The sequence below is a fragment of the Halorubrum vacuolatum genome, assembly GCF_900188065.1.
GTDB lineage: Archaea > Halobacteriota > Halobacteria > Halobacteriales > Haloferacaceae > Halorubrum > Halorubrum vacuolatum.
Genome location: NZ_FZNQ01000001.1, coordinates 148,046 through 169,423, shown reverse-complemented (window position 1 = coordinate 169,423; position 21,378 = coordinate 148,046). Strand labels below are relative to the sequence as shown.

Below are 21,378 nucleotides of genomic sequence, written 5' to 3'. Positions count from 1 at the left end.
CGGACGCGTCGGCGACACGTCGGAGGCGTCACGAAACACGGCTTTTCGTTATTCACCCGTCGAGCGACGGCCCTGTTCCGAGGGCGTTGTGACGTCTCACACCGCTCAATTCACTTTCACCGCGCCCCCGGTGACCTTTTGACCCCCACGGTGAAACGTACGGGCACCGAATGACGTCCTTCCAGTCGACGATCGGCGACGAGGAGGGGATCGCGGAGGAGTTGGCTGCGGGCCAGCGCGAGATCTCCATCGCCGAATTCTTCGAGAAGAACAAACACATGCTCGGGTTCGACTCGGGCGCCCGCGGGCTCGTCACCGCCGTCAAGGAGGCGGTCGACAACGCGCTCGACGCGACCGAGGAGGCCGCGATCCTTCCCGACATCTACGTCGAGATCGAGGAGGCCGGCGACTACTACCGACTCGTGATCGAGGATAACGGGCCGGGCATCACGAAAGCACAGCTTCCGAAAGTGTTCGGGAAACTGCTGTACGGTTCGCGGTTCCACGCACGGGAGCAATCGAGAGGGCAACAGGGAATCGGAATCTCAGCGGCCGTCCTGTACTCACAGCTCACCTCCGGGCAACCGGCGAAGATCACCTCGCGACCGAAGGGGCAGTCCCGCGCGCAGTATTTCGAGTTGATCATCGATACGGATACGAACGAACCGGAGATCAAAGCGGAGAAAGAGACCGCCTGGGACCGGCCACACGGGACCCGGATCGAGTTGGAGATGGAGGCGAACATGCGGGCCCGGGCACAGCTCCATGACTACATCAAACACACCGCCGTCGTCAACCCGCATGCCCGGATCGAGTTGCGCGAGCCCGGCCTCTCGGAGCCGCTGAAGTTCGAGCGGGCCACCGACGAGCTGCCGGCGGAGACCTCGGAGATCCGGCCGCACCCGCACGGCGTCGAACTCGGCGCGCTCATCAAGATGCTGGAGGCGACGGAGTCGTACTCGGTGTCGGGGTTCCTCCAGGAGGAGTTCACGCGCGTCGGTAAGAAGACGGCTGACTCTATCATCGACAACTTCCGTGACGTCCACTACGGCCGCGAGCTTTCCTGGGAGCCGCCCGCCGCACACGTCGATCGTGACGTCGAGGCCGCGGTGGAGGCGGCCGTCGCGAACAAGGGGGCCGAAGCGACCGCCGCGTTCGCCGCAAGCGTCGCGGAGACGGTCGCCGGCAACGCCCGCGTCACACGTTCGGAGGTCGCGACCATCGTGAACAACGCCGCCGAAACCGTCGAGGACGACACCGGTCGGACCTTCGGCTCGACGGTCCGCGAGAACGCGGTCGAGGCGGCGTGGGGCGCAATAACGGGCGTAGCTGGTGATGCCGAAGACGCGGAGGCTAGCGAAGACGGCACACCGCTCGTCCCGCAGGTGTACGCGCTCATCGACGAGGCGACCTCGACACGAAAGGACGACGAGACGGTCCAGGCGATGGCGGACGCCGTCGCCCGCCGGCTCGTGGGCCTCGATGGCGACGCGTTTCGGGTGACCCATGATGACCTCGAGCGACTCGTCGCCGACGCGGCGGCGTTCGTCACCGAACAACACGACGTCACCTTCGGCGAGACCGCCCGCGGGAACGTCGTCGAGGCGTTCTGGTCGCGGGCGCGGACGGTGCCCGACGATCCGCCAAAAGTGAACGTGGTCGCAGCCGATCGCGACGCCTCGGCGGATCTGTTGGATGCGATGCGAGTGACGGATATCCTCGCGCCACCGACGGACTGTCTCGCGCCGATCACCGCGGAGTTGGTCGAGGCGGGCCTCCGGAAGGAGTACGAGGCGGACTTCTATGCGGCCGCGACACGGGATGCAAAAGTCCACGGCGGCGACCCGTTCATCGTCGAGGCCGGGATCGCCTATGGCGGTGCGATCCCCGCGGAGGGCTCCGTCGAGGTGTTGCGCTTCGCGAACCGCGTCCCGCTCGTCTACCAGCGTGGGGCATGTGCGATCACGGACGTGCTCAAATCGATCGGCTGGCGGAACTACAACTTGGACCAGCCGGGCGGATCGGGGCTGCCGAACGGCCCCGCGGTGATCTCCGTACACGTTGCGTCGACGAACGTCCCGTTCACCAGCGAGTCGAAGGACGCGCTCGCGAACGTCCCGGCGATCGAAGACGAGATCGAGTTGGCGGTGCGGGAGGCCGCCCGCGAGCTGAAGTCGTATTTAAAACGGCGACGCTCGATGCAGCAGCGTCGCGAGAAACAGGACGTCCTGGGGCGCATCCTTCCGGAGATGGCTGACAAGGTTTCGGAGGTGACGGGTCGGTCGCGCCCGAACATCGACGGCGCGTTGGCGCGCATCATGAACAACGTCAGCATCGAACGGGAGGTGAACGGGGAGACGGTGACGCTGCACGTCGAGAACCATTCGAGCACGACGGAGCGGGTCGAGATCACGGACATCGTCTCCGTCGAGCCGGTCGATCCGTCCGCCGGGAGCGTGGTGGAGATGGACGGCGAGTGGTTCCTGCAGTGGAAACCCGAGGTGTCGGCCGGCGGTGACGCCGAATTGACCTACACGGTGTCCGAGGACGCCGAGTTCGACGTCAGCGTGAGCGGCGTCGAGACGGAGAAACTCACGGTGAACGCATAATGACGGACGAGACGCAGGCACGCGAGGAGCTCATCGATCTGGCGGCGCAGTTCTACGACCAGTTCGCGGCCGGGCAGGTTCCGGAGCTGCGGCTGCCGACGCGGACGAAAAGCAACATCGAGTACGACCCCGAAAGCGGCGTCTGGAAGTACGGCGACCGCACCTCGACGCGGAGCGCGAACTCCGTGCGGGGTGCGCGAAAGCTCTTAAAAGCCGCCTACACGATCGAGTTCCTCGCGGATCAGTTGGCGGAGGACCGCTCCTCGACGCTGCGTGAGCTCTACTATCTCTCGGAGTCGTGGGACAACACCGAGGCACAGTTCGGCGATCAGGACGAGTCGAACGACCTCGTCGAGGACCTCGAGGTCGTGACGGGGGTGACGCGCGAGGACTTCCACATGCGCCCCGAGGAATCGGGCGCGACGCTCATGGGCCCGCTTCTGTTGCGCGAACAGACCCGCCGGGGTGAACGGGAGATCCACTGTCAGGAGGACGTCGGCGAGGGCGGCTATCAGATCCCGAACAACCCGGACATGATCGAGTTTCTCGATCACGACATCGACTTCGCGCTCGCCGTCGAGACCGGCGGGATGCGCGACCGGCTCATCGAGAACGGCTTCGATGAGGCATACAACTGTCTCGTGACCCATTTAAAAGGCCAGCCCGCGCGGGCGACCCGGCGGATCACGAAGCGGATCCACGACGAACTGGGCGTGCCGATCGTCGTCTTCGCCGACGGCGACCCGTGGTCCTATCGGATCTATGGCTCCGTCGCGTACGGCTCGATCAAATCCGCACACCTCTCGGAGTACCTCGCGACGCCACAGGCGCAGTTCATCGGGATCCAGCCGGCCGATATCGTCGAGTACGACCTCCCCGCCGACCCGCTTTCGGACTCCGACATCAACGCGTTGGAGTCCGAGTTGGACGATCCGCGCTTCCAGACCGACTACTGGGAGGAGCAGATCGAGCTGCAACTGGAGATCGGTAAGAAGTCCGAACAGCAGTCGCTCGCCGCTCGCGGACTGGATTTCGTCACCGACACGTATCTTCCCGAGCGACTCGGGGAGATGGGCGTGTTATAAGCGATAAAAGGGTGAGCGGGACACTCACGTCCCGTGCGTTCAGTCGTCGAAGTCGGGCAGGTCGTCGGGGGCCTCGTAGCTCGCCTCCCAGTCGATGTACTCCTCTTTGAGGACCTCACAGACGACCTGCCCGAGTTCGGTCAGTCCTGCATTGATCGCGGAGACCGTTCCCCACGAGTCGAGGTCGGGATGGAGGTCGCGTTCCTTCCAGTCCTCGGGCAGTCCAGGTGCGTGGTAGCCGACCCGGTCCGCGAAATCGTCCCAGAAGAAGTCGAACCGCGAGATGAGATCGAGGTCGACGACGATCGCCCAGTCCTCGGGATCCATGTCGCTCGTCGCCGCCCACTCCTCGAACGCCTCCTCCCACGCGCCCTCCCGTAAGAACGCCTCCAGCTCGTCGCGGCGGTAGTCGGTATCGCCGATCACCTCCGCATCCTCGTACTCGTTGGGGTCGACCGAGGCGAGCGTGGGCGGTTCGGGAACGTCGACATCGAGGCTCATACTCGGGAGTCGACGGCGACGGGCAAAAACACGGCGGCGTGAGGTCGGGATCAGGGGTGGAGCCGGCGACCGGCTGCAACGACGCCGAGGACACCTTGAATTTGCTCTTAAAACCCTTTCCCGAGCAGTTCGCGCGCGATGATGTTCTTTTGAATCTCCGTCGTCCCCTCGTAGATCTGGGTGATCTTCGCGTCACGGTAGAGCCGCTCGACGTCGAAGTCGTTGACGTAGCCGGCCCCGCCGTGGATCTGGACCGCCTCGTCGGCGACCTCGACGGCGACGCGGGAGGCGAACTCCTTGGCCATCGACGCGAGCGCGGTCAGCTCGTCGCCCTCGTTGTCGACCGCCCACGCCGAGCGGTAGGTGAGCCAGCGGGCCGCCTCGGTGTTCGTGTGCATCTCCGCGAGCTTGTGCGTGACCGCCTGAAACTCCGAGATCGGGCGACCGAACTGCTCGCGTTCCTGAGCGTATTCCAGCGCCCGCTCGGCCGCGCCGCGGGCGATACCGACGCCCTGAGCGGCGACGGCCGTCCGGGTCTCATCGAAGAACTGCATGAGCTGGAGAAAGCCCATCCCGCGCTGGCCGATCAGGTTCGACTCGGGGACGCGAACGTCATCGAGGACGATCTCGGCGGTGTCGCTCGCGCGGATCCCGAGTTTGCCCGTGATATTCTCGCGGGTCACCCCGTCGCGGTCGGTCTCCACGAGGATCTGTGAGTAGCCCGAGTACCGGTCCTCGATCTCCGGATCGGTCTCACAGACGACGACGAGATAGTCGGCGACCGTCCCGTTCGTGATCCACGTCTTCGAGCCGTTTATCACCCACTCGTCGCCGTCGCGTTCCGCCCGGGTCGCGATGGCGGTGACGTCGGAGCCCGCCCCCGGCTCGCTGATCGCGGAGCCCATGATCGCCTCGCCCGCCGTGACCGCCGGAAGGACCTCCTCCTTCTGTTCGTCGGTCCCGAACCCCATGATCGCCTCCGCGCCGAAGCCAGCACTGGAGATGCAGAGGCCGATCCCGGGATCCGCCGCGAACAGCTCCTCGGTGAGGATCGCGTTTTCGAGCGCCGTGTAGCCGACGCCGCCGTATTCGACGGGGACGTGTGGCGCGAGCAGGCCCATGTCGGCGGCCGCATCCATCACGTCGTACGGATACGACTCCTCAACGTCGTGTTCGGTCGCGATCGGGCGGATCTCCTCGTCGGCGAACCGTCGTACCTCCTCTTTGAGCTGTCGTTGTTCGTCGGTGAGTTCGAACTCCATGGGTGGCTGTCCTCGGGGAGTCGTGTTATTCGTTCCCAAACAACGATCAATCGTAAGTAAGTTTATTAACGGGCGGGGATGGGGTGTATCGAGGTTCCGTGCCTAACGCGCCGCTTATCCCTCCCCGCACGCAACCCGTAGACAACATGAGCCGCGGGTCAAGCGAGGGCGACCTCACACGAACGGGGATGGCCCTGAAACACGACCGAGAGTGGGATTACGAACTCGACCGGATCGTCGAGGCGATAGAAGAGCGGGACGCGACGAAGGTCGGGCTCCAGTTCCCGGAGGGGCTGAAACGCCGCGGTCCGAAGGTCGCCGACGACCTCCGAGCGGCCGCCCCAGACGACGTCACCTTCATGATCTCCGGGCAGCCCTGTTACGGCGCGTGCGACCTGGACACCTACCTGATGCGACGAACTGACGTCTTCGTCCACTTCGGGCACACCCCGATGAAGGAGTCGGACAGCATCATCTACGTCCCGCTCTTTTCGAACGTCGACCCCTTCCCGATCATGGAGGAGTCGCTCGCGGAGCTCGCCGAGCCCGAGGAGGACCCCGACGTCGGGCTCGTCACGACCGCCCAGCACATGAACCGCTTCGAGGAGATGACCGACTGGCTGGAGGCGCGCGGCTACGAGGTCCACACCCGCCGCGGCGACAACCGTCTCACGAAAGAGGGACAGGTCCTCGGCTGCAACTACGCCTCCGCGGACATCCCCGCCGATCAGGTGCTCTACGTCGGTGGCGGCAAGTTCCATCCGGTCGGGTTGGCGATGGAGCACCCCGAAAAGCGGGTCGTCATCGCCGACCCCGTCAACAACGTCGTGAAGATCGCCGAACACGACACCTTCCTCAAACAGCGCTATGCGGCCGTTCATAAGGCGATGAGCGCCGACACGTGGGGCGTCATCTTCTGTACGAAGATCGGGCAGGGCCGCTGGGAGCAGGCCCAGGAGATCATCGACAACAACGAGAACGCCTACCTGATCACGATGGACGAGGTGACCCCGGACCGGCTTCGCAACTTCAACGTCGACGCCTTCGTCAACACGGGCTGTCCGCGGATCACCACCGACGACGGCCCCCGGTTCCACAAGCCGATGTTGACGCCCGGGGAGTATAAGGCCGCGATCGGCGAGAAGCCGCTCGATTCGATCGAGTTCGACACGTTCCACGATACGTGGTGAGTCTGTCGGGGAACCACCCGAAAACGGGAACCCCCGTTTGAGTGGTCCTCAATGGCTGCGTGTCGGCAGGGATGGCCTCGCGGAACGAATCGATGAGCGGAATGCCGGTCGACCCGAAGTCGGTCATCGCCGCGAGTTCGTCGGTGCCGTCTTCGAGGGTGATCGTCTTCGAGACGACCTTGCCCGTTGGGACCGTCCGGAGATCGAGTTCATCACCATCGCGTCGATCGGCAGCCCGATGATACCCTCCGTCGTGACGTTCGCCTTTTGATCCGACCGCGTTCGGTCCCGAAAGAGCAAGGGTGCCGGCGACCGACCGGTCCGCATGGAGTACGACGAGCCGAAGTTCTTCCACGTGATGCAGTACGCGAGCGTGGCCGACGGCGACGTCATCGACATGGTGAGCGGCAATCCCGACTGGGAGCCGCCCGACGCCCTCCGGGAGGCGCTCGAAGCCTACGCCCGGTTCCCACCCGAGGAGTTCCAGTATCCACCGAGCGAGGGCCTCCTCGAACTCCGCGAGGCGATCGCCGAGCGCCGCGGCGTCGGCGTCGATCGGGTGGTGGTCACGAACGGCACCGGGGAGGCGAACTACCTCGCGATGGCGCGGGCGTTCGAGCGCGACGCGGGCTCGGAGGCGCTGCTCATGGATCCGGTCTATCCGTACTATCCGGGCAAGACCGACCTCCTCGGCGGCACGCCGACGCTCGTCCCGACCCACCGCGGCGGTGGGCTCGACGTGGAGGCGATCCGCGCCGCGGCGAGCGAGGAGACCGCGCTGATCGTCTTAAACACCCCGAACAACCCGACCGGCGCGGTCTACGACATCGAGGCGATCCGCGAGGTCGTCGCGATCGCCGAGGCGGTCGACGCGCTCGTCGTCGTCGACGAGGTGTACGACGCCTTCGACCTCTCCGGTCGCTTCGAGTCGGCACTCACCATCGACTCCCCGAACGTGATCGTCACGAGCGGCTTCTCGAAGTCGATGGCGATCACGGGCTTCCGCGTCGGCTACGCGATCCTTCCGCCCGAACACGTCGCGAGCGCGAAGACCCGACACATGCTCGTGAACGTCGCGAGCGCCCGCCCGTCACAACACGCCGTCAACACCGCCCTTCGCGAGACCGACGAGGCGTACTACGAGCGGGCCCGGGAGTTACTCGACGAACGGATCGACGCCTTCGGCTCGGCGCTCGATGCCGCCGGCGCGGAGTACACGCGTCCGGACGGGGCGTTCTACGTGCTCGCCCGCTTCGAGGGCGTTCCCGGGACGATGGCGAACGTGAAGCGACTCATCGACGAGGCCGGCGTGGCGGGGATGCCCGGGGACACCTTCGGCACCGCCCGGAAGGACTGGTTCCGGTTCGCGCTCGTCACCCCGCGCGTGGAGGAGGCGGCCGGGCGGCTGGTCGACTATTTCGACGGCTGATCGCCCACGGACACGCCAGCGCGACTATCCGAAGTTCTCGACTTTCGCGTCGTCCGCATCGCCGATGGTGGCCTCGATCGCGGCCTCGGCGTCGGCGACGAAATCGGCGAACCCGTAGACGAACAGGCCCTCATCGCCCGCACCGGTCACCACGTCCGCGGTGGCCGCGTCCAACTCGACGTCACCGTCAAGGAGGTAGATACTCGCGCCCGCATCGCGGAGCCGTTTCAACCGACCCCCATGTGCCGGTTCGTCGTCGCGGTAGACGATCGCCGCCTCGCCGCCCTCCGTGACGGCCCGCTCGGCGATTGCGACGGCGGGACCGACCCCGGGGCCGCCGGCGAGGATCACGACGCGCCGCTCGCCGTCGTAGTGCTGGTCGCCGAAGGGCCCCGAGAGCGACAGCTCCACGCCCGGTTCGATCGACGTCAGGAAGGCCGAAAACGCCCCGCCGTCATCCGGATCGATGCCGACGGTGACCTCGAAGGTCTCGTCCACGGTCGGCGAGGAGAGCGTGTAGAATCGAGCGACGGACTCGCCGTCGATCTCGGTGCCGAGTTTGACGAACTGTCCGGGCTCGGCGGCGAAACCGTCCGGCGTCCCGAAGCGAATCGCGTACGTATCTGGGCCGACGTCCTCGACGTCGGTCACGGTGACTGTCGCGTCCATACCTCGGGTAATGGGGTGACACATTAACGTGTTCCCGTCTCGGCGTCACTCGCCACCGTCGTGGACGGCCACCGAGTGGTTCCGACGATCGTCGAATTCCCGGTCGACAACTACGTATCGTAATCGCGTTATTGGTAAACGATCTCCCACTCTACCCGTGTTTTATAGATCGATACGGATGTAGATCGTGCAATATTCGCGAAGCAGTGGTCGAATGTTCAGAAACGATGGCACCACCCCTTCCAGAAGCCTTTTGCTTGGTCCGGTAAAACCGACGGCATAGCATGGCTGCGGACTTCAACTGGGCCGTCGGCGGGGAGGCCGGCGACGGCATCGACTCGACGGGCAAGATCTTCGCCCAAGCGCTCTCCCGATCGGGTCGACACGTCTTCACGTCGAAGGATTTCGCGTCCCGGATCCGTGGTGGATACACCGCGTACAAGGTTCGCACGTCCGTCGACAAGGTACAGAGCGTCGTTGACCGACTCGATGTCCTCATCGCGTTGACCCCCCGAACCATCGAGGAGAACCTCGATGAACTCCACGATGACTCCGTGATCATCTACGACGGCGAGCGGACGACGATGCGGAACGTCGAGATCCCCGGCGAGATGGTCGGCCTCGACGTTCCACTCAAACGGCTCGCCGAGGAGGCCGGCGGCGCCATCATGCGGAACGTCGTCGCGCTCGGGGCCGCCTGCGCGGTCGCGGACTTCCCGATCGAGAACCTCGACTCCGCGCTCGAAAAGCGATTCGGGGATAAGGGCCGAAAGCTCGTCGAAAACAACCAGGAAGCCGCCCGTGCGGGCCGTGACCACGTCGCCGAGGAGTACGGTGATCTCGAGTTCGACTACTCGCTGGAGACGACCGACGAGGATTACGTCCTGCTCAACGGCGACGAGGCGATCGGCATGGGCGCTATCGCTGCCGGCTGCCGCTTTTATGCCGGCTACCCGATCACGCCCGCGACGGACGTGATGACCTATCTCACGGGTCGCATCGAGCGCTACGGCGGCCACGTGGTGCAGGCGGAGGACGAACTGTCCGCGGTCAACATGGCGTTGGGGGCCGCCCGCGGCGGCGCACGTGCGATGACGGCATCGTCCGGGCCGGGGATCGACTTGATGACGGAGACGTTCGGCCTCGTCGCGACGAGCGAGACCCCGCTCGTCATCTGTAACGTGATGCGTTCGGGTCCATCGACGGGGATGCCGACGAAACAGGAACAGGGCGACCTCAACCAGATGCTTTTCGGCGGTCATGGCGAGATCCATCGGTTCGTCATCGCGCCCACGACGGTCTCGGAGTGCTTCTGGAAGACCGTCGAGGCGTTCAACCTCGCCGAGAAGTACCAGACGCCCGTGTATCTCACCGCCGACCTCTCGCTCGCGGTCACCGAGGAGACGTTCACGCCCGACACCTTCGATATGGACGCCGTCGAGGTCGACCGCGGCTTCGTCGTCGACGAATCAACGATCGACGAGCACCGGACGGAGTCGGGCGGATTTATGCCGCACGAGCTCACCGAGGACGGCATCTCTCCGCGGACGTTTCCCGGCACGGCCGGCGGCGCACACATGTCCACCGGGCTCGAACACGACGAGCGCGGCCGTCGGACGGAGGACACCGAGATGCGGATCAAACAGGTCGACAAGCGAAACCGCAAGGTCGAGACGGCCATCGAGCGCGAGGACTGGAGCCCCCGTGAGTTCGGGGACGCCGACGCGGAGAACCTCGTCATCTCGTGGGGATCGAACGAAGGGGCGATCGTCGAGGCGCTCGAGCTCCTCGCGGCGGACGGGATCGACGTGCGGGTCATCTCGGTCCCGTACGTCTTCCCGCGGCCCGACCTCACCGACGCGGTCGCGGCGGCCGAGAACACGATCGTCGTCGAGTGTAACGCGACGGGCCAGTTCGCGAACCTGATCGAACACGACGTGCTGGAGCGGGTCGACCGGATCAACAAATACGACGGCGTACGATTCAAGGCCGACGAACTCGCACGGGAGATCGAAGCGGCCCTCACGGAGGGAATGGAGGCACACCCATGAGCTCAGACGTTCGATTCACCGACTTCAAATCCGACAAACAGCCAACGTGGTGTCCCGGCTGCGGCGACTTCGGGACGATGAACGGCATGATGAAGGCGCTCGCGGAGACGGGCAACGACCCCGACAACACCTTCGTCGTCGCCGGGATCGGCTGTTCCGGAAAGATCGGCACGTACATGCACAGCTACGCGCTTCACGGCGTGCACGGCCGGGCGCTCCCGGTCGGCACCGGCGTGAAGATGGCGCGTCCCGACATCGAAGTGATGGTCTCCGGCGGCGACGGCGACGGCTACTCCATCGGCGCGGGACACTTCGTCCACGCCGTGCGGCGGAACGTCGACATGAGCTACGTCGTGATGGACAACCGGATCTACGGGCTCACGAAGGGGCAGGCCTCCCCGACCTCGCGTGACGACTTCGAGACGTCGACGACGCCCGAGGGACCGAAACAGCCGCCGGTCAACCCGCACGCCCTCGCGCTCGCGGCGGGCGCGACGTTCATCGCCCAGTCGTTCTCCTCGGACGCGCTGCGCCATCAGGAGATCATCCAGGAGGCGATCGAACACGACGGCTTCGGCTTCGTCAACGTCTACTCACCCTGTGTGACGTTCAACGACGTCGACACCTACGACTACTTCCGCGACTCGCTCGTCGACTTAGCGGACACCGATCACGACCGACACGATTACGACGACGCCAAGGACGTCATCCTCGACTCCGATAAGGAGTATCAGGGTGTCATCTATCAGGACGAAAACAGCGTCCCGTATCACGAACAACACGACGTGACCGAGGACATGTCCGTCATTCCCGACGGCGCCCCGGAAGGGGCGACGGACTTGGTCCGCGAGTTCTACTGACCGGTCGGTCGTCGGCGTTTTCGACCGGCCGAATTCCGACCTCCATCCACCGTCAGAAATCCGTCGAGTACGTGGGTTTCGGGCCAGTTTTCGAGGGATTTCAGCAACACTAATTACACGGACGTATTGATACTGGATATGGTTGACCGCTACGACGTCGTGATCGCTGGTGCGGGCCCGGCAGGGGCCCAATGTGCCCGCGATCTCGCCGCGCGCGACTACGACGTCGTCGTCCTCGAGACGGAGCCCGAAGACGAGTTCCCACGACAGAGCAACAAATCGACCGCGGGCACGTTCCCGTCGATGATGGCCGCCTTCGGGATCCCCGATGACGTCGTAATGCAATTCACCGACGACGTGGTGTTGGAGTCGCCGAACGACTACTACCAGACCTACCAGCCCGGGGCGGTGTTGGAGTTCGCCGATTTCAAACGCTATCTTGTAAAGGACGGCCGCGACGAGGGTGCGGAGTATCGGTTTGATTCACGCGTCTCCCGCCCGATCCTCGGCGACGACGGCACCATCGAGGGCGTAAAATACGCCGGCGACGAGGAGGTCTACGCCGACGTGATCATCGACGCGACGGGGCCGGCCGCGCCCATCGCGAGCGCGCTCGGCGTCGTCGACCTCGAACGGGAGAACCAGGCGATCGGCATCGAGTACGAGCTGGAGGGCGTCGAGATGAACCACCCGGGCTATGCGGACCTGCGCCGTGCGATGATGCTCCGGTTGGATCACAACATCGCGCCCGGCGGCTACTCGTGGATCTTCTCGACGGGCGAGGACACGGCCAAAGTGGGGATCTGTTACATCCAGAACGACCGCCATCGGGAGTTCGCCGAGAAGGGGAAGACCGTCGACGGCTATCTGGAGGAGTGGTTGGAGAACGACCCGCGATTCGCGGATGCCGAGCGGCTCGAGGGGAAAGTTCACCGCGGCTCCGCACATATCCAGATGCCGGGGCGGATGCACACCGATTCCTTCATCGCCATCGGCGACACCGTCCCGACGATCGACCCGCTGTGGGGGGAAGGGATCCACAAGTGTATGAAATCCGGGCGGGCCGCGGCGATGACGGTCGACCGCTGTCTCACCGACTCCGAGCGCCCCACGGACGCCGCCAGCCTCGCGCTCTATGAGGAGCTCTGGCACGAACAGGTCGCACCCCGAATGAAACAACGGCTGATGCTGACCGAATTGTTGTATCTCGCGCCGAACGAGCGATACGACCGGTTCATGCGCGACCTTCGACGGACCGACGACGACATCCTCGCGGAGGCGAATCGGGGGAATAAGCTCGCGATGCGGAAGCTGCTCCACATCGAGGACCTCCCGATGTTAGCGAAGTACGCACGGGAACGGCTGGCCTGAACGCGTTTTCCCTCCTCTCCGTCTGGACGCTCACACCCCAAGCGCGTCCGTTATTCGCTCACGAACCGCCACCAACTCGTCGTCCGTTTGTTCGCGTGGACGGGCCACGTCGACGTCGATCGTCTCGACCACCCGTCCGGGTTGGCCGCCGAGGACGACGACGCGATCGGAGAGATAAGCGGCCTCCTCGATGTCGTGGGTGACGAGGACGATCGTCGTCTCGCGGGCCTCCCAGACGTCGAGGAGGTTGTCCTGTTGTTCGTACTTCGTCAACTGATCGAGCGCCGAGAACGGTTCGTCGAGCAGCAGTACCGCGGGATCATAGGCGAGCCCGCGGGCGAGCGAGACACGTTGGGCCATCCCGCCGGAGAGGCCACCGGGCCGATGGTCCTCGAAGCCCGACAGTCCGACCGTTTCGATCAGATCGTCGATCCGTGTGGCTGCCTTCGGATCATCGGCGTCAACGTCGGCCGGGAGGCCGACCGCGACGTTCTCGCTGACGTCGGCCCATGGAAGCAGCCGCGGCTCCTGAAACACCATGCCGACGCCGTCGCTGCCGCCGTCACGGACGTCTTCACCATCGACCGCGGCGCGCCCATCGAAGCGCTCCTCGAGCCCGCTGAGCACGCGGAGCAGGGTCGATTTTCCACAGCCGGAGGGACCCACGACCGAGACGAACTCGCCGTCGGAAACCGTGAGATCGACGCCGTCGAGCGCGACCGTCTCGCCGTAGCGCTTCGTGAGGTCGCGTACGACGAGTGCGTCTTCGTCGCTCGCGTTCGGCCGCTGATCGCTGCTCGTGTCCCCTTGTTTTTTATTGAGTGACGACACGCTTTTCCACCTCCTTGACGCCGAGATCCGACAGGTTGCCGAGGAAGGCAAACAGCAGAATGGAGCCGATGATGATGTCGGGTCGCGAGAGGGTGCGTCCATCGGAGAGCAGGAAGCCGATCCCCTGGCTCGCGGCGATCAGCTCCGCGGCGACCACGAACATCCATGCGAGACCGACCCCGCCGCGGATCCCCACGAGCAGGCTTGGAAGCGCGGCGGGGAGGATCACCCGGCGGAGCTCCTCGATCCGGCCGAGATCGTAGACGGCTGCCACCTCCAGCAGGTCCTCGCTGACCCCGGCAATACCGGTCGAGAGGTTGAGATAGACGGGGAAGAAGGCCCCGACGGCGATAAGCAGCACCTTCGCGCTCTCGCCGATCCCGAACCAGAGGAGGAAAAGCGGCACCCACGCCAGCGAGGGGATGTTCTTCATCGACTGGAACAACGGGTCGAACAGATCGCTCGCGAGGCGATAATACCCCGTCAGCGTCCCGAAGACGATCCCGACCGCGACGCCGATGATGACGCCGAGGAAGACGCGCTGGATCGTGATCGCGATGTGTCCCCACAGCTCGCCGCTTACGGCCATCCCGTAGAAGGTGGTGACGACCCGAAGCGGCTCCGGGAGCTGATGCGGGGCGAAGATCCCGACCGTCACCGAGAGGTGCCAAATAACGACGAGGGCGGCCGGGACGACGAGCCCGAGCAGCCAGCGGAAGCGCTCGACGTTCGGGAGGCCCGTCCCGCCGATCGTGTAGGTCCTTCCCGTCGTCGCCACCTCAGATCACCTCCGTCGCGAACGAGCTATCGAGCAGTTCGGCGGCGGCCGCCTCGGGGTCAGCATCGTCACTGACGAGTCCCTCACGTTCGAGGATCGGCGCGAGGTCGTCGAGTAGCTCGCGGTGGTCGTCGCCGGGTATGGGCTCGGTGAGGTCGTTGCGTTCGGTGAACACCCGCTCGGCGACCGGTTCGGACATGTCGGATTCGGCCGCGAGGATGCCCGCGGTCTCCTCGGGGTTCTCGAGTGCCCACTCGCGACCACGTTCGTACGCCTCGATGACCCGCTGGGCGTCCTCGGGATGCTCCGCGAGGAACTCATCGAGGAAGTTGAGGAAGCCGAAGGTGTTGAACGCGGTCTCGCGGTAGAACAGCTCCGTGCCGTCCTCCTCCAGTTCCAACTCGGCCATATGTGGGTCGAGCCCCGCCCACGCGTCCACGTCGCCGCGGACGAGCGCGTCCTGTCCCTCCGGGTGCTGGAGATCGACGACCTCCACGTCGTCCTCGCTCAACCCCTCCTCATCGAGCGCTTGCAGCAGGAAGAAGTACGGGTCGGTGCCACGTGTGGCGGCGACGGACGCCCCTTCGAGGTCGGTGACCGACCCGATCCCGTTGCCTCCGAGGGTGACGAGCGCCGTCCACTCCGGTTCGGAGTAGATGTACGGGGTCGTGATCGGCACGCCGTTCGAGCGGGCCATGAGGGCGGCGACGCCGGCCGTCGAGGCGACCTGTGCGTCGCCCGTCTGGGAGTACTCGTTTGCCTCGTTGCTGCCGAGACTGAGTACCCATTCGATCTCCGCATCGCTCCCTTCAAACGCCTCCTCCAACCAGCCGTGCTCGCGCAGAACGAGGCTCACTGGGTTGTAGTAGGCGTAATCGACGGTCACGGTTCGGGTTCCACCATCGCCGCCAACACAGCCGGCGAGGGCGGTGCCGGCCACACCTGCGCCGGCCCCACGCAGGAATTGTCTTCGCTTCATTATCGACTCAACGTACCGTCCCCACTCATAAACAGATATGGCTAGGAGGAATATTCAATCCAGTCTATGATGCTCTATAGTAATTATTCGGTTCCCATGTCACGCATCACCACGAAGCTCTTCACCGGTGAGACGCCCGTTACCGCCGGTTTTCACCATCCGCTCCGTCTCCGTCGTCTGGTCGAACGGGTTCGGCCCCGCTGCCGGATACCGGATTATGTTGCTGTTAGTTCGTGCTCACGATCCGGATCACGTCGCCCTCGGTCAGCTCGTGATCCTCGCCGATCCGTCGATTCGAGCGGGCGTCGACGGCGTGGAGGTACCCCTCGCCGATGTCGGTGTGGACGGCGTACGCGAGATCCGGCGGCGTCGCGCCAGTCGGGAGGAGGAAGGCGTCCGGCAACACCGTCCCCGTCCCGTCCGTCCACTTCGAGCCGTCCTGGACCGGATAGACCGTCACGCGGTCGAGCACGTCGTAGACCGCCACGTTGAGTGCGGTTTGGACCCCTGTGCCGCCGATCTCCGCCATCACCGCTCGGATCGCATCGAGCCCCTCCCGCTGTCCCGTGGAGACGTCGCCGATGATCTCGAACTCGTCATCGCCGGGATCGTAGGCGACGAGCCCGGCCTCCGCGGCCCGGCGAAGCCCCAACTCGCCGTCCGCTGTGGTCGGGATAACCGGCTTGTCGGTCCCCTCGCGGATCCGATCGATGGTCCCGTCGGCGGCGACGTCCGCCTTGTTGGCGACCACGACGAACGGTTTCGTCCGGCGGCGGATCGCCCGCGCGAGCGCCTCCCGGTGGTCGTCGGTCCACTGGATCGGGTCCGCCGGATACTCCAGATCGCGAAGGACGGCGGTGACGTCCGCCTCCGTCGCGCCCACCCCGGTGAGCAGGTCGGTGAGCGCCTCCTCGATGTCGAAATCGGGCGAACGGGACTTCCGCTCGACCCCCTCCCAGTTGTCCCCGACGATGCCGGTGAGCCAGAGATCCATCTCCTCCTCGATGAAATCGACGTCCTCGAGCGGGTCGTGGGTGCCGGGTTCGACGGGCTCGCCTTCGGCGTTCGTCGCGCCCGCGGCGTCGACGACGTTGACGATGACGTCGGCGTCCGTCAACGCGTCGAGGAACTGGTTGCCGAGCCCCTTGCCCTCGTGAGCGCCCGGGACGAGCCCGGCGACGTCGAGCAGTTCGACGGGGACGTAGCGTTTGCCCGCCCGGCAGTTCTCGTTGCCACAGCGTTCCTCGCGGGAAAGGCACGGACACTCGGTCCGCACGTACGTCACCCCGCGGTTCGGGTCGATGGTCGTGAACGGGTAGTTCGCGACGTCGACGTCGGCCATCGTCGCGGCGGTATAAAAGGTGGACTTGCCGGCGTTCGGCTTGCCCGCCAGCGCGACCGTGATCATGCGCGAGGGTCGTCCCCCTCCGAAAAGCGCCTTTCGGTCGACCGTGACCTCGACCAGGGGACGTCTCTGTCACACCCGGGTGACCCCGACCCGGGCGCTCGGGTGCGACTCGTGCACAACGACAAGGGATTTATCCGGTCGTCACGGATTGTTCAGTCATGACCGGTGTCGGCGTGGTCGCCGTCTTGAGCGCCCTCCCCGACACGTTCACGTTCGCGTGGATCGTCGCGATCCTCTTTGCGGCCGCGTGGGTGCTCGATCACTACGGCTATCCGGCCGGCCGGACCCTCGCGGCGGGCACCTGGGGCCTGTTCGGGCTCTTCTGGCTCTCGATGGTTCCGTTCTTCGCGTTCGAACATCAGAGCTACGTGGAGTCGATCCTCGCGCTCCTTGGAGCGCCCGCCTGTGCGTACGCGGGCTACCTCCTGTATCGGGGCCGGGCATCGCTGTTCGTCCTCACGCGGGCTGTCGCGCTGATGTTGTTCATCTACCTCCCCTTCGAGACGATCCCCGCGCTCACCGTCGCGGGACTCGCGCTCCCCGAACCGCGACAGGTGCTCATCGAGATCGTCGCCACCCACACGGGGATCCTGATCGACCTGCTCGGCTACGCCCCCGAGCGGGTCACGAGTCACGAGGGCTACGACGCGGCGTATCAGTGGACCCTCGAGGACGGGCACACCTATCGGGTGAACGTCGTGTTGGCGTGTACGGGCCTCGGCAGTATGGCGATCTTCGGCGGGCTGATCGCGGCGGTTCGCGCTCCGTTTAACCGAAAGCTCCGCGCGCTCGCGGTCTCGCTTCCGCTGATCTACGTGCTCAATATCATCCGGACGGCGTTCATCTCCATCGTCACCGGCAACCAGTACATGCACTGGCAGCCCGACCTCGTGTTGGCGATGTTCGGCGCGACCAATCCCTACCGGGTGTCGTTTCTCGTCTCCGATCGGATCATCAGCCAGCTGCTCGCCGTCGTCGCCCTGATCGGGATCACCTACCTCGTCGCCCGCGAGCTGCCCGAGCTCGTCGTCGTCCTGGAGGACGTCCTCTATATCCTCACGGGCGATGAACACGACCTCACGGAGGCGCTTGATCTCCCGTTGGAGCCGACCAACCGCGAGAAGTGACGTCCGCCCCGACGATCAGCGCCGAACCGCGATCCACGCGCCGACCGTGCCGAGGAGATAGCCGCCCGTTCCGAGCAGCGCGGCGAGAACGACCCCGTTCGTGACCCCCTGTTCGATGCCGCCGCGTACCTCGGCGGCCGCGGAGGCGTATCCGTAATCGAGAAATCGGGGATAGGTGTATCGGGACCCCGTCTCCCAGTTGCCGGTGAGCAAGCCGACCATCGGCGGAAAGACGAACCACCAGACGGCGAAGATCCAGAGCGCCCCGACGGTCGGAAGGAGTCCGCCCCGCGCCGCGCCGCTCGCGACGGCGAGAGCGAGGGCGACCCCGCCTACGGCCAGGGAGACACCGAGATCAACGATCCCGACGACGAAGCCGGCGGAGAGGACGCCGATGAGGGCCCCGACCGCCACGAACGGCAGCGCTCCCCGCGAGCCGTTCCCGAACAGGTGTGTTCGTGCGGGTCGGGTTGACATCTACCGCCACGTTCATCGCCTTCGACAAAGGCTTTCCGTCGGCGTGCTCCGGCGGGACGGCGCATCGGTGGCGGGTTGCGATCGTTGACTCGAAGCGGAAAATCCGACGGTGTTTATAAGCGGTCGTCCTCGATACTGCCCGGGTCCTGTGCGGTATCGAACATGTTGTTCTCCGCGCCGTCCAGCATCTCGTCGTGCGGGTCCTCGTCGACGACGGTGATGTTGTACGCCTCGATACCCGATGAGATCAGCTCCTCCGCGGCCTGCTCCTCGGAGACGAACTCGCTGTCGGCAAGCTGTTGAAACTCCGCGTAGACGTCATCCGACAGGTTCAGCTCGAACGTTGGCATATACACTCCGTATCGCCCGGAGCCTTTTAAAACCGATGGGGTCCGGTGACGGTCCGATCTCCCGTCGTCCGTCCCCTTGTCATCCGTCCTCCCGTCATCCGTCCCCCTGTCATCCGTCCTCCCGTCGTCCGTCCTCCCGTCATCCGTCCCCCTGTCATCCGTTTCCGCTCACTCCGCGATCTCCACCTCGACGTCGTCGCGCTCGACGGCCAACCGGAAGGTCGGCACCGTGCGATAGACGACCTCGACGACGTTCTTTCGACGGAGGCTCTGCAGGGCGCGGCGGACCTCACCGGCCTCGGGGTCGACGCCGTACGTCTCACGGAGCTTCGTGAGGACGCTGACGACGGACTCCGAGCGATCCTCGGGGCCCGCGACGACCTCGAACACCCGTGCTTCGAGTTCCGGGACCCGGATCACGCTCGGAACGCCGCCGCGGGCGACCTCGTCGGCTTCGATCCCGGGTTCGACGTCGACGAGGTCGTTCGCCTCCGCCGTCGCACGGATCAGGCTGTCGTCGTCGCGATAGTAGTACTCTTTTAAGTGGTTCTCCAGATACGAGTGCACCTCGCTCCCGCTCTCGACGCCCCACGCCTCGATCAACTCCGCGTTCTTCGTCGGCTGAAGGCGAACCACGTCGGCAAGTCGATCCAACTCCTCTTCGGTCAGCCCCATAGGTACGCGTTCACGTCGGTCGGTATGGTCGTTGCGAATGTCGTTGGCGTCCGTTTATAAGGCGTCCTCGACCGCGCTCGCCGCCCGGACGATCGTCTCCTCGCCGAAGGCCGGCCCGACGAGTTGCAGCCCGACCGGGAGGCCGTCGGCGGTCCCGGCCGGTACGGAGATCGCGGGGAGGTTCGCGAGGTTCACGGGCGTCGTGTTCGCGTCCGCGAGGTACATCCGAAGCGGGTCATCGAGGCTCTCGCCGAGTTCGAACGGGAGGACGGGCATCGTCGGCGAGGCGATGGCGTCGACCGACTCGAAGGCGTCATCGAAGTCGGCTTTGATCCACGCGCGGGCGTCCTGCGCCTTCGCGTAGTAGGCGTCGTGGTAGCCCGCCGAAAGCGCGTAGGTCCCGAGCAGGATCCGCCGTTTGACCTCCGCGCCGAACGCCTCGCGCGTCTCCGCGAACGACTCGTTCCAGTTCCCGTCGCTCTCGCCGCGGTGGCCGTATCGAACCCCGTCGAACCGTGCGAGGTTCGAGGAGGCCTCGCTCATCGCGATCACGTAGTACGCCTGCACCGCGTATTCGAGCGAGGGCAACGAGACCTCGACGGTTTCCGCGCCACGGGCTTCGAGGTCGGCGATGGCGGCCTCGACCGTCTCGACGACACGCTCGTCGGCCCCGTCGAAGAGCTCGGTAACGACCCCGATCGTCATGCCGTCCACGTCGCCGTCGGCGGCCGCGGCGTAGTCCGAGTCCGCACCCGCCTCGCGGGTCGTTCCGTCGTGTGGGTCCGGGCCGGCGATGACGTCGAGCAGGGTCGCGGCGTCCTCGACGGTGTTCGCGATCGGGCCGATCTGTTCGAGGGAGTTCGCGTAGGCGACGAGCCCGTAGCGGGAGACGAGCCCGTAGGTCGGCTTGATCCCGACGACGCCACAGAACGCGGCCGGACAGCGGACGGAACCGCCGGTGTCGGAGCCGAGCGCGAGGTCGGCCTCGCCCGCGGCCACCGCCGCCGCCGAGCCGCCGGAGGAGCCGCCGGGGACCCGTTCGGGATCGGCGGGGTTTCGGGTCGGGCCGAACGCGGAGGTCTCGGTCGTCGTCCCCATCCCGAACTCGTCCATGTTCGCCTTGCCGACGATCGTCGCACCCGCGTCCGTCACGCGCGTCACGGCGGTCGCGTCGTAGGGTGGCACGTAGTCGGCGAGCATCTCCGATCCGCAGGTCGTCCGCACGCCGGCCGTCGAGAGGTTGTCCTTCACGGCGATCGTCCTCCCGGCGAGCGGGCCCGCCGTCTCGCCCTCGATCGACTCCTCCGTGATGAAGACGTTGTGATCGACTGCCATCTACGACACCTTCGGTCCCTTGAAGAAGCCGTCCTCGGTCTCGGCGGCGTTCGCGAGCGCCTCCTCCTGGGTGAGTCCCTCGCGGACCTCATCGGCGCGCATCACGTTGATAAGATCCTCGTCGCGCTCGGTCTCCGGCACCTCATCGAGGGCCGCAAAGGAGTCGAGGATATCGGCGAACTCCTCGGCGAACCGGTCGACCTCGTCGTCAGCGAGGTTCACCCGGGCGAGTTCGGCGACGTGTCGGACCTCCTCGGCGTCGACGGCGGCGGCCGCGGCGGCGGCGGTGTCCGCGGTATCCGCGTCGGATTCGGGCGTTTCGCTCATACCCGAGGGTGTTCCGGGCCGGGAGTAAGGGTTTCGGAACGCGCGGTCATCCGTCGATTGCGGG

The 21,378-nt window shown here is 65.6% G+C and carries 21 protein-coding genes; 9 read left to right on the top strand and 12 right to left on the bottom strand.

The window, feature by feature from the left end:
- The first annotated feature begins 170 nt into the window (after positions 1-170).
- Both CHB65_RS00830 and CHB65_RS00825 read left to right on the top strand, forming a co-directional pair.
- Entirely contained in the window at positions 171-2,609 is a 2,439-nt protein-coding gene (locus CHB65_RS00830; protein WP_089383150.1) for a DNA topoisomerase VI subunit B, read from the top strand.
- Positions 2,609-3,694, top strand: coding sequence for a DNA topoisomerase IV subunit A (locus tag CHB65_RS00825; RefSeq protein WP_089383149.1), 1,086 nt, complete (start codon positions 2,609-2,611; stop codon positions 3,692-3,694). Before CHB65_RS00830 ends, CHB65_RS00825 begins: the two co-directional genes overlap by 1 nt.
- Before the next feature lie 39 nt (positions 3,695-3,733).
- Here CHB65_RS00825 and CHB65_RS00820 read toward each other — a convergent pair whose 3' ends face one another.
- A complete protein-coding gene (locus CHB65_RS00820) occupies positions 3,734-4,195 on the bottom strand; it encodes a hypothetical protein (protein WP_089383148.1) in 462 nt (153 codons plus the stop codon).
- Between the two features lie 107 nt (positions 4,196-4,302).
- A complete protein-coding gene (locus CHB65_RS00815) occupies positions 4,303-5,457 on the bottom strand; it encodes an acyl-CoA dehydrogenase family protein (protein WP_089383147.1) in 1,155 nt (384 codons plus the stop codon).
- Between the two features lie 146 nt (positions 5,458-5,603).
- Between CHB65_RS00815 and dph2 the strand changes: the two genes are divergently transcribed.
- Genes dph2 through CHB65_RS00800 form a run of 3 tightly spaced genes read left to right on the top strand, consistent with a single transcriptional unit; the run spans position 5,604 to position 8,076 of the window.
- Complete coding sequence (gene dph2, locus CHB65_RS00810; RefSeq protein WP_089383146.1) at positions 5,604-6,647, top strand: diphthamide biosynthesis enzyme Dph2; 1,044 nt, start codon at positions 5,604-5,606, stop codon at positions 6,645-6,647.
- Between the two features lie 37 nt (positions 6,648-6,684).
- Positions 6,685-6,918, top strand: coding sequence for a hypothetical protein (locus tag CHB65_RS00805; protein ID WP_089383145.1), 234 nt, complete (start codon positions 6,685-6,687; stop codon positions 6,916-6,918).
- A gap of 54 nt (positions 6,919-6,972) precedes the next feature.
- Positions 6,973-8,076, top strand: a complete 1,104-nt coding sequence (locus CHB65_RS00800; protein WP_089383144.1) for a pyridoxal phosphate-dependent aminotransferase — start codon at positions 6,973-6,975, stop codon at positions 8,074-8,076.
- A 24-nt stretch (positions 8,077-8,100) separates the two neighbouring features.
- Here CHB65_RS00800 and CHB65_RS00795 read toward each other — a convergent pair whose 3' ends face one another.
- On the bottom strand, positions 8,101-8,745 hold the full coding sequence (locus CHB65_RS00795) for an FAD-dependent oxidoreductase (protein WP_089383143.1): 645 nt from the start codon (positions 8,743-8,745) through the stop codon (positions 8,101-8,103).
- Between the two features lie 284 nt (positions 8,746-9,029).
- On the opposite strand from CHB65_RS00795, the gene CHB65_RS00790 reads away from it, so the two are divergent.
- From CHB65_RS00790 to CHB65_RS00780, 3 genes are all read left to right on the top strand, one after another.
- Positions 9,030-10,796, top strand: a complete 1,767-nt coding sequence (locus tag CHB65_RS00790; protein WP_089383142.1) for a 2-oxoacid:acceptor oxidoreductase subunit alpha — start codon at positions 9,030-9,032, stop codon at positions 10,794-10,796.
- Positions 10,793-11,656, top strand: a complete 864-nt coding sequence (locus CHB65_RS00785; protein WP_089383141.1) for a 2-oxoacid:ferredoxin oxidoreductase subunit beta — start codon at positions 10,793-10,795, stop codon at positions 11,654-11,656. The genes CHB65_RS00790 and CHB65_RS00785 overlap by 4 nt, the downstream gene beginning before the upstream one ends.
- Before the next feature lie 138 nt (positions 11,657-11,794).
- Positions 11,795-13,027 (top strand): digeranylgeranylglycerophospholipid reductase, encoded by a 1,233-nt coding sequence (locus tag CHB65_RS00780; protein WP_089383140.1) that lies wholly within the window; start codon positions 11,795-11,797, stop codon positions 13,025-13,027.
- A gap of 30 nt (positions 13,028-13,057) precedes the next feature.
- Here CHB65_RS00780 and CHB65_RS00775 read toward each other — a convergent pair whose 3' ends face one another.
- From CHB65_RS00775 to CHB65_RS00760, 4 genes are all read right to left on the bottom strand, one after another.
- Positions 13,058-13,858: an ABC transporter ATP-binding protein gene (locus CHB65_RS00775; protein WP_089383139.1), complete on the bottom strand. Its 801-nt coding sequence runs from the start codon at positions 13,856-13,858 to the stop codon at positions 13,058-13,060.
- Positions 13,842-14,636 carry an ABC transporter permease gene (locus CHB65_RS00770; RefSeq protein WP_089383138.1) on the bottom strand — a complete coding sequence of 265 codons (795 nt, stop codon included), beginning with the start codon at positions 14,634-14,636 and terminating at the stop codon, positions 13,842-13,844. Before CHB65_RS00770 ends, CHB65_RS00775 begins: the two co-directional genes overlap by 17 nt.
- 1 nt (position 14,637) lies before the next feature.
- Positions 14,638-15,615 carry an aliphatic sulfonate ABC transporter substrate-binding protein gene (locus CHB65_RS00765; protein WP_089383137.1) on the bottom strand — a complete coding sequence of 326 codons (978 nt, stop codon included), beginning with the start codon at positions 15,613-15,615 and terminating at the stop codon, positions 14,638-14,640.
- A gap of 226 nt (positions 15,616-15,841) precedes the next feature.
- Positions 15,842-17,023, bottom strand: a complete 1,182-nt coding sequence (locus tag CHB65_RS00760) for a redox-regulated ATPase YchF (protein ID WP_089383136.1) — start codon at positions 17,021-17,023, stop codon at positions 15,842-15,844.
- A 158-nt stretch (positions 17,024-17,181) separates the two neighbouring features.
- Here CHB65_RS00760 and artA point away from each other — a divergent pair, with 158 nt between their 5' ends.
- A complete protein-coding gene (gene artA / locus CHB65_RS00755; RefSeq protein ID WP_089383135.1) occupies positions 17,182-18,150 on the top strand; it encodes an archaeosortase A in 969 nt (322 codons plus the stop codon).
- A 15-nt stretch (positions 18,151-18,165) separates the two neighbouring features.
- Here the strand turns inward: artA and CHB65_RS00750 are convergent, their stop codons facing one another.
- From CHB65_RS00750 to gatC, 5 genes are all read right to left on the bottom strand, one after another.
- A complete protein-coding gene (locus CHB65_RS00750) occupies positions 18,166-18,627 on the bottom strand; it encodes a hypothetical protein (protein WP_089383134.1) in 462 nt (153 codons plus the stop codon).
- Between the two features lie 113 nt (positions 18,628-18,740).
- The gene (locus CHB65_RS00745) at positions 18,741-18,977 is read right to left on the bottom strand and encodes a hypothetical protein (RefSeq protein ID WP_089383133.1); all 237 of its coding nucleotides are present in this window, start codon (positions 18,975-18,977) and stop codon (positions 18,741-18,743) included.
- A 168-nt stretch (positions 18,978-19,145) separates the two neighbouring features.
- Complete coding sequence (locus tag CHB65_RS00740; RefSeq protein WP_089383132.1) at positions 19,146-19,652, bottom strand: DUF5797 family protein; 507 nt, start codon at positions 19,650-19,652, stop codon at positions 19,146-19,148.
- Between the two features lie 54 nt (positions 19,653-19,706).
- Positions 19,707-20,987: an Asp-tRNA(Asn)/Glu-tRNA(Gln) amidotransferase subunit GatA gene (gatA, locus tag CHB65_RS00735; RefSeq protein WP_089383131.1), complete on the bottom strand. Its 1,281-nt coding sequence runs from the start codon at positions 20,985-20,987 to the stop codon at positions 19,707-19,709.
- Entirely contained in the window at positions 20,988-21,314 is a 327-nt protein-coding gene (gene gatC / locus CHB65_RS00730; protein ID WP_089383130.1) for an Asp-tRNA(Asn)/Glu-tRNA(Gln) amidotransferase subunit GatC, read from the bottom strand. It lies immediately after the preceding gene.
- Between the last annotated feature and the right edge of the window lie 64 nt (positions 21,315-21,378).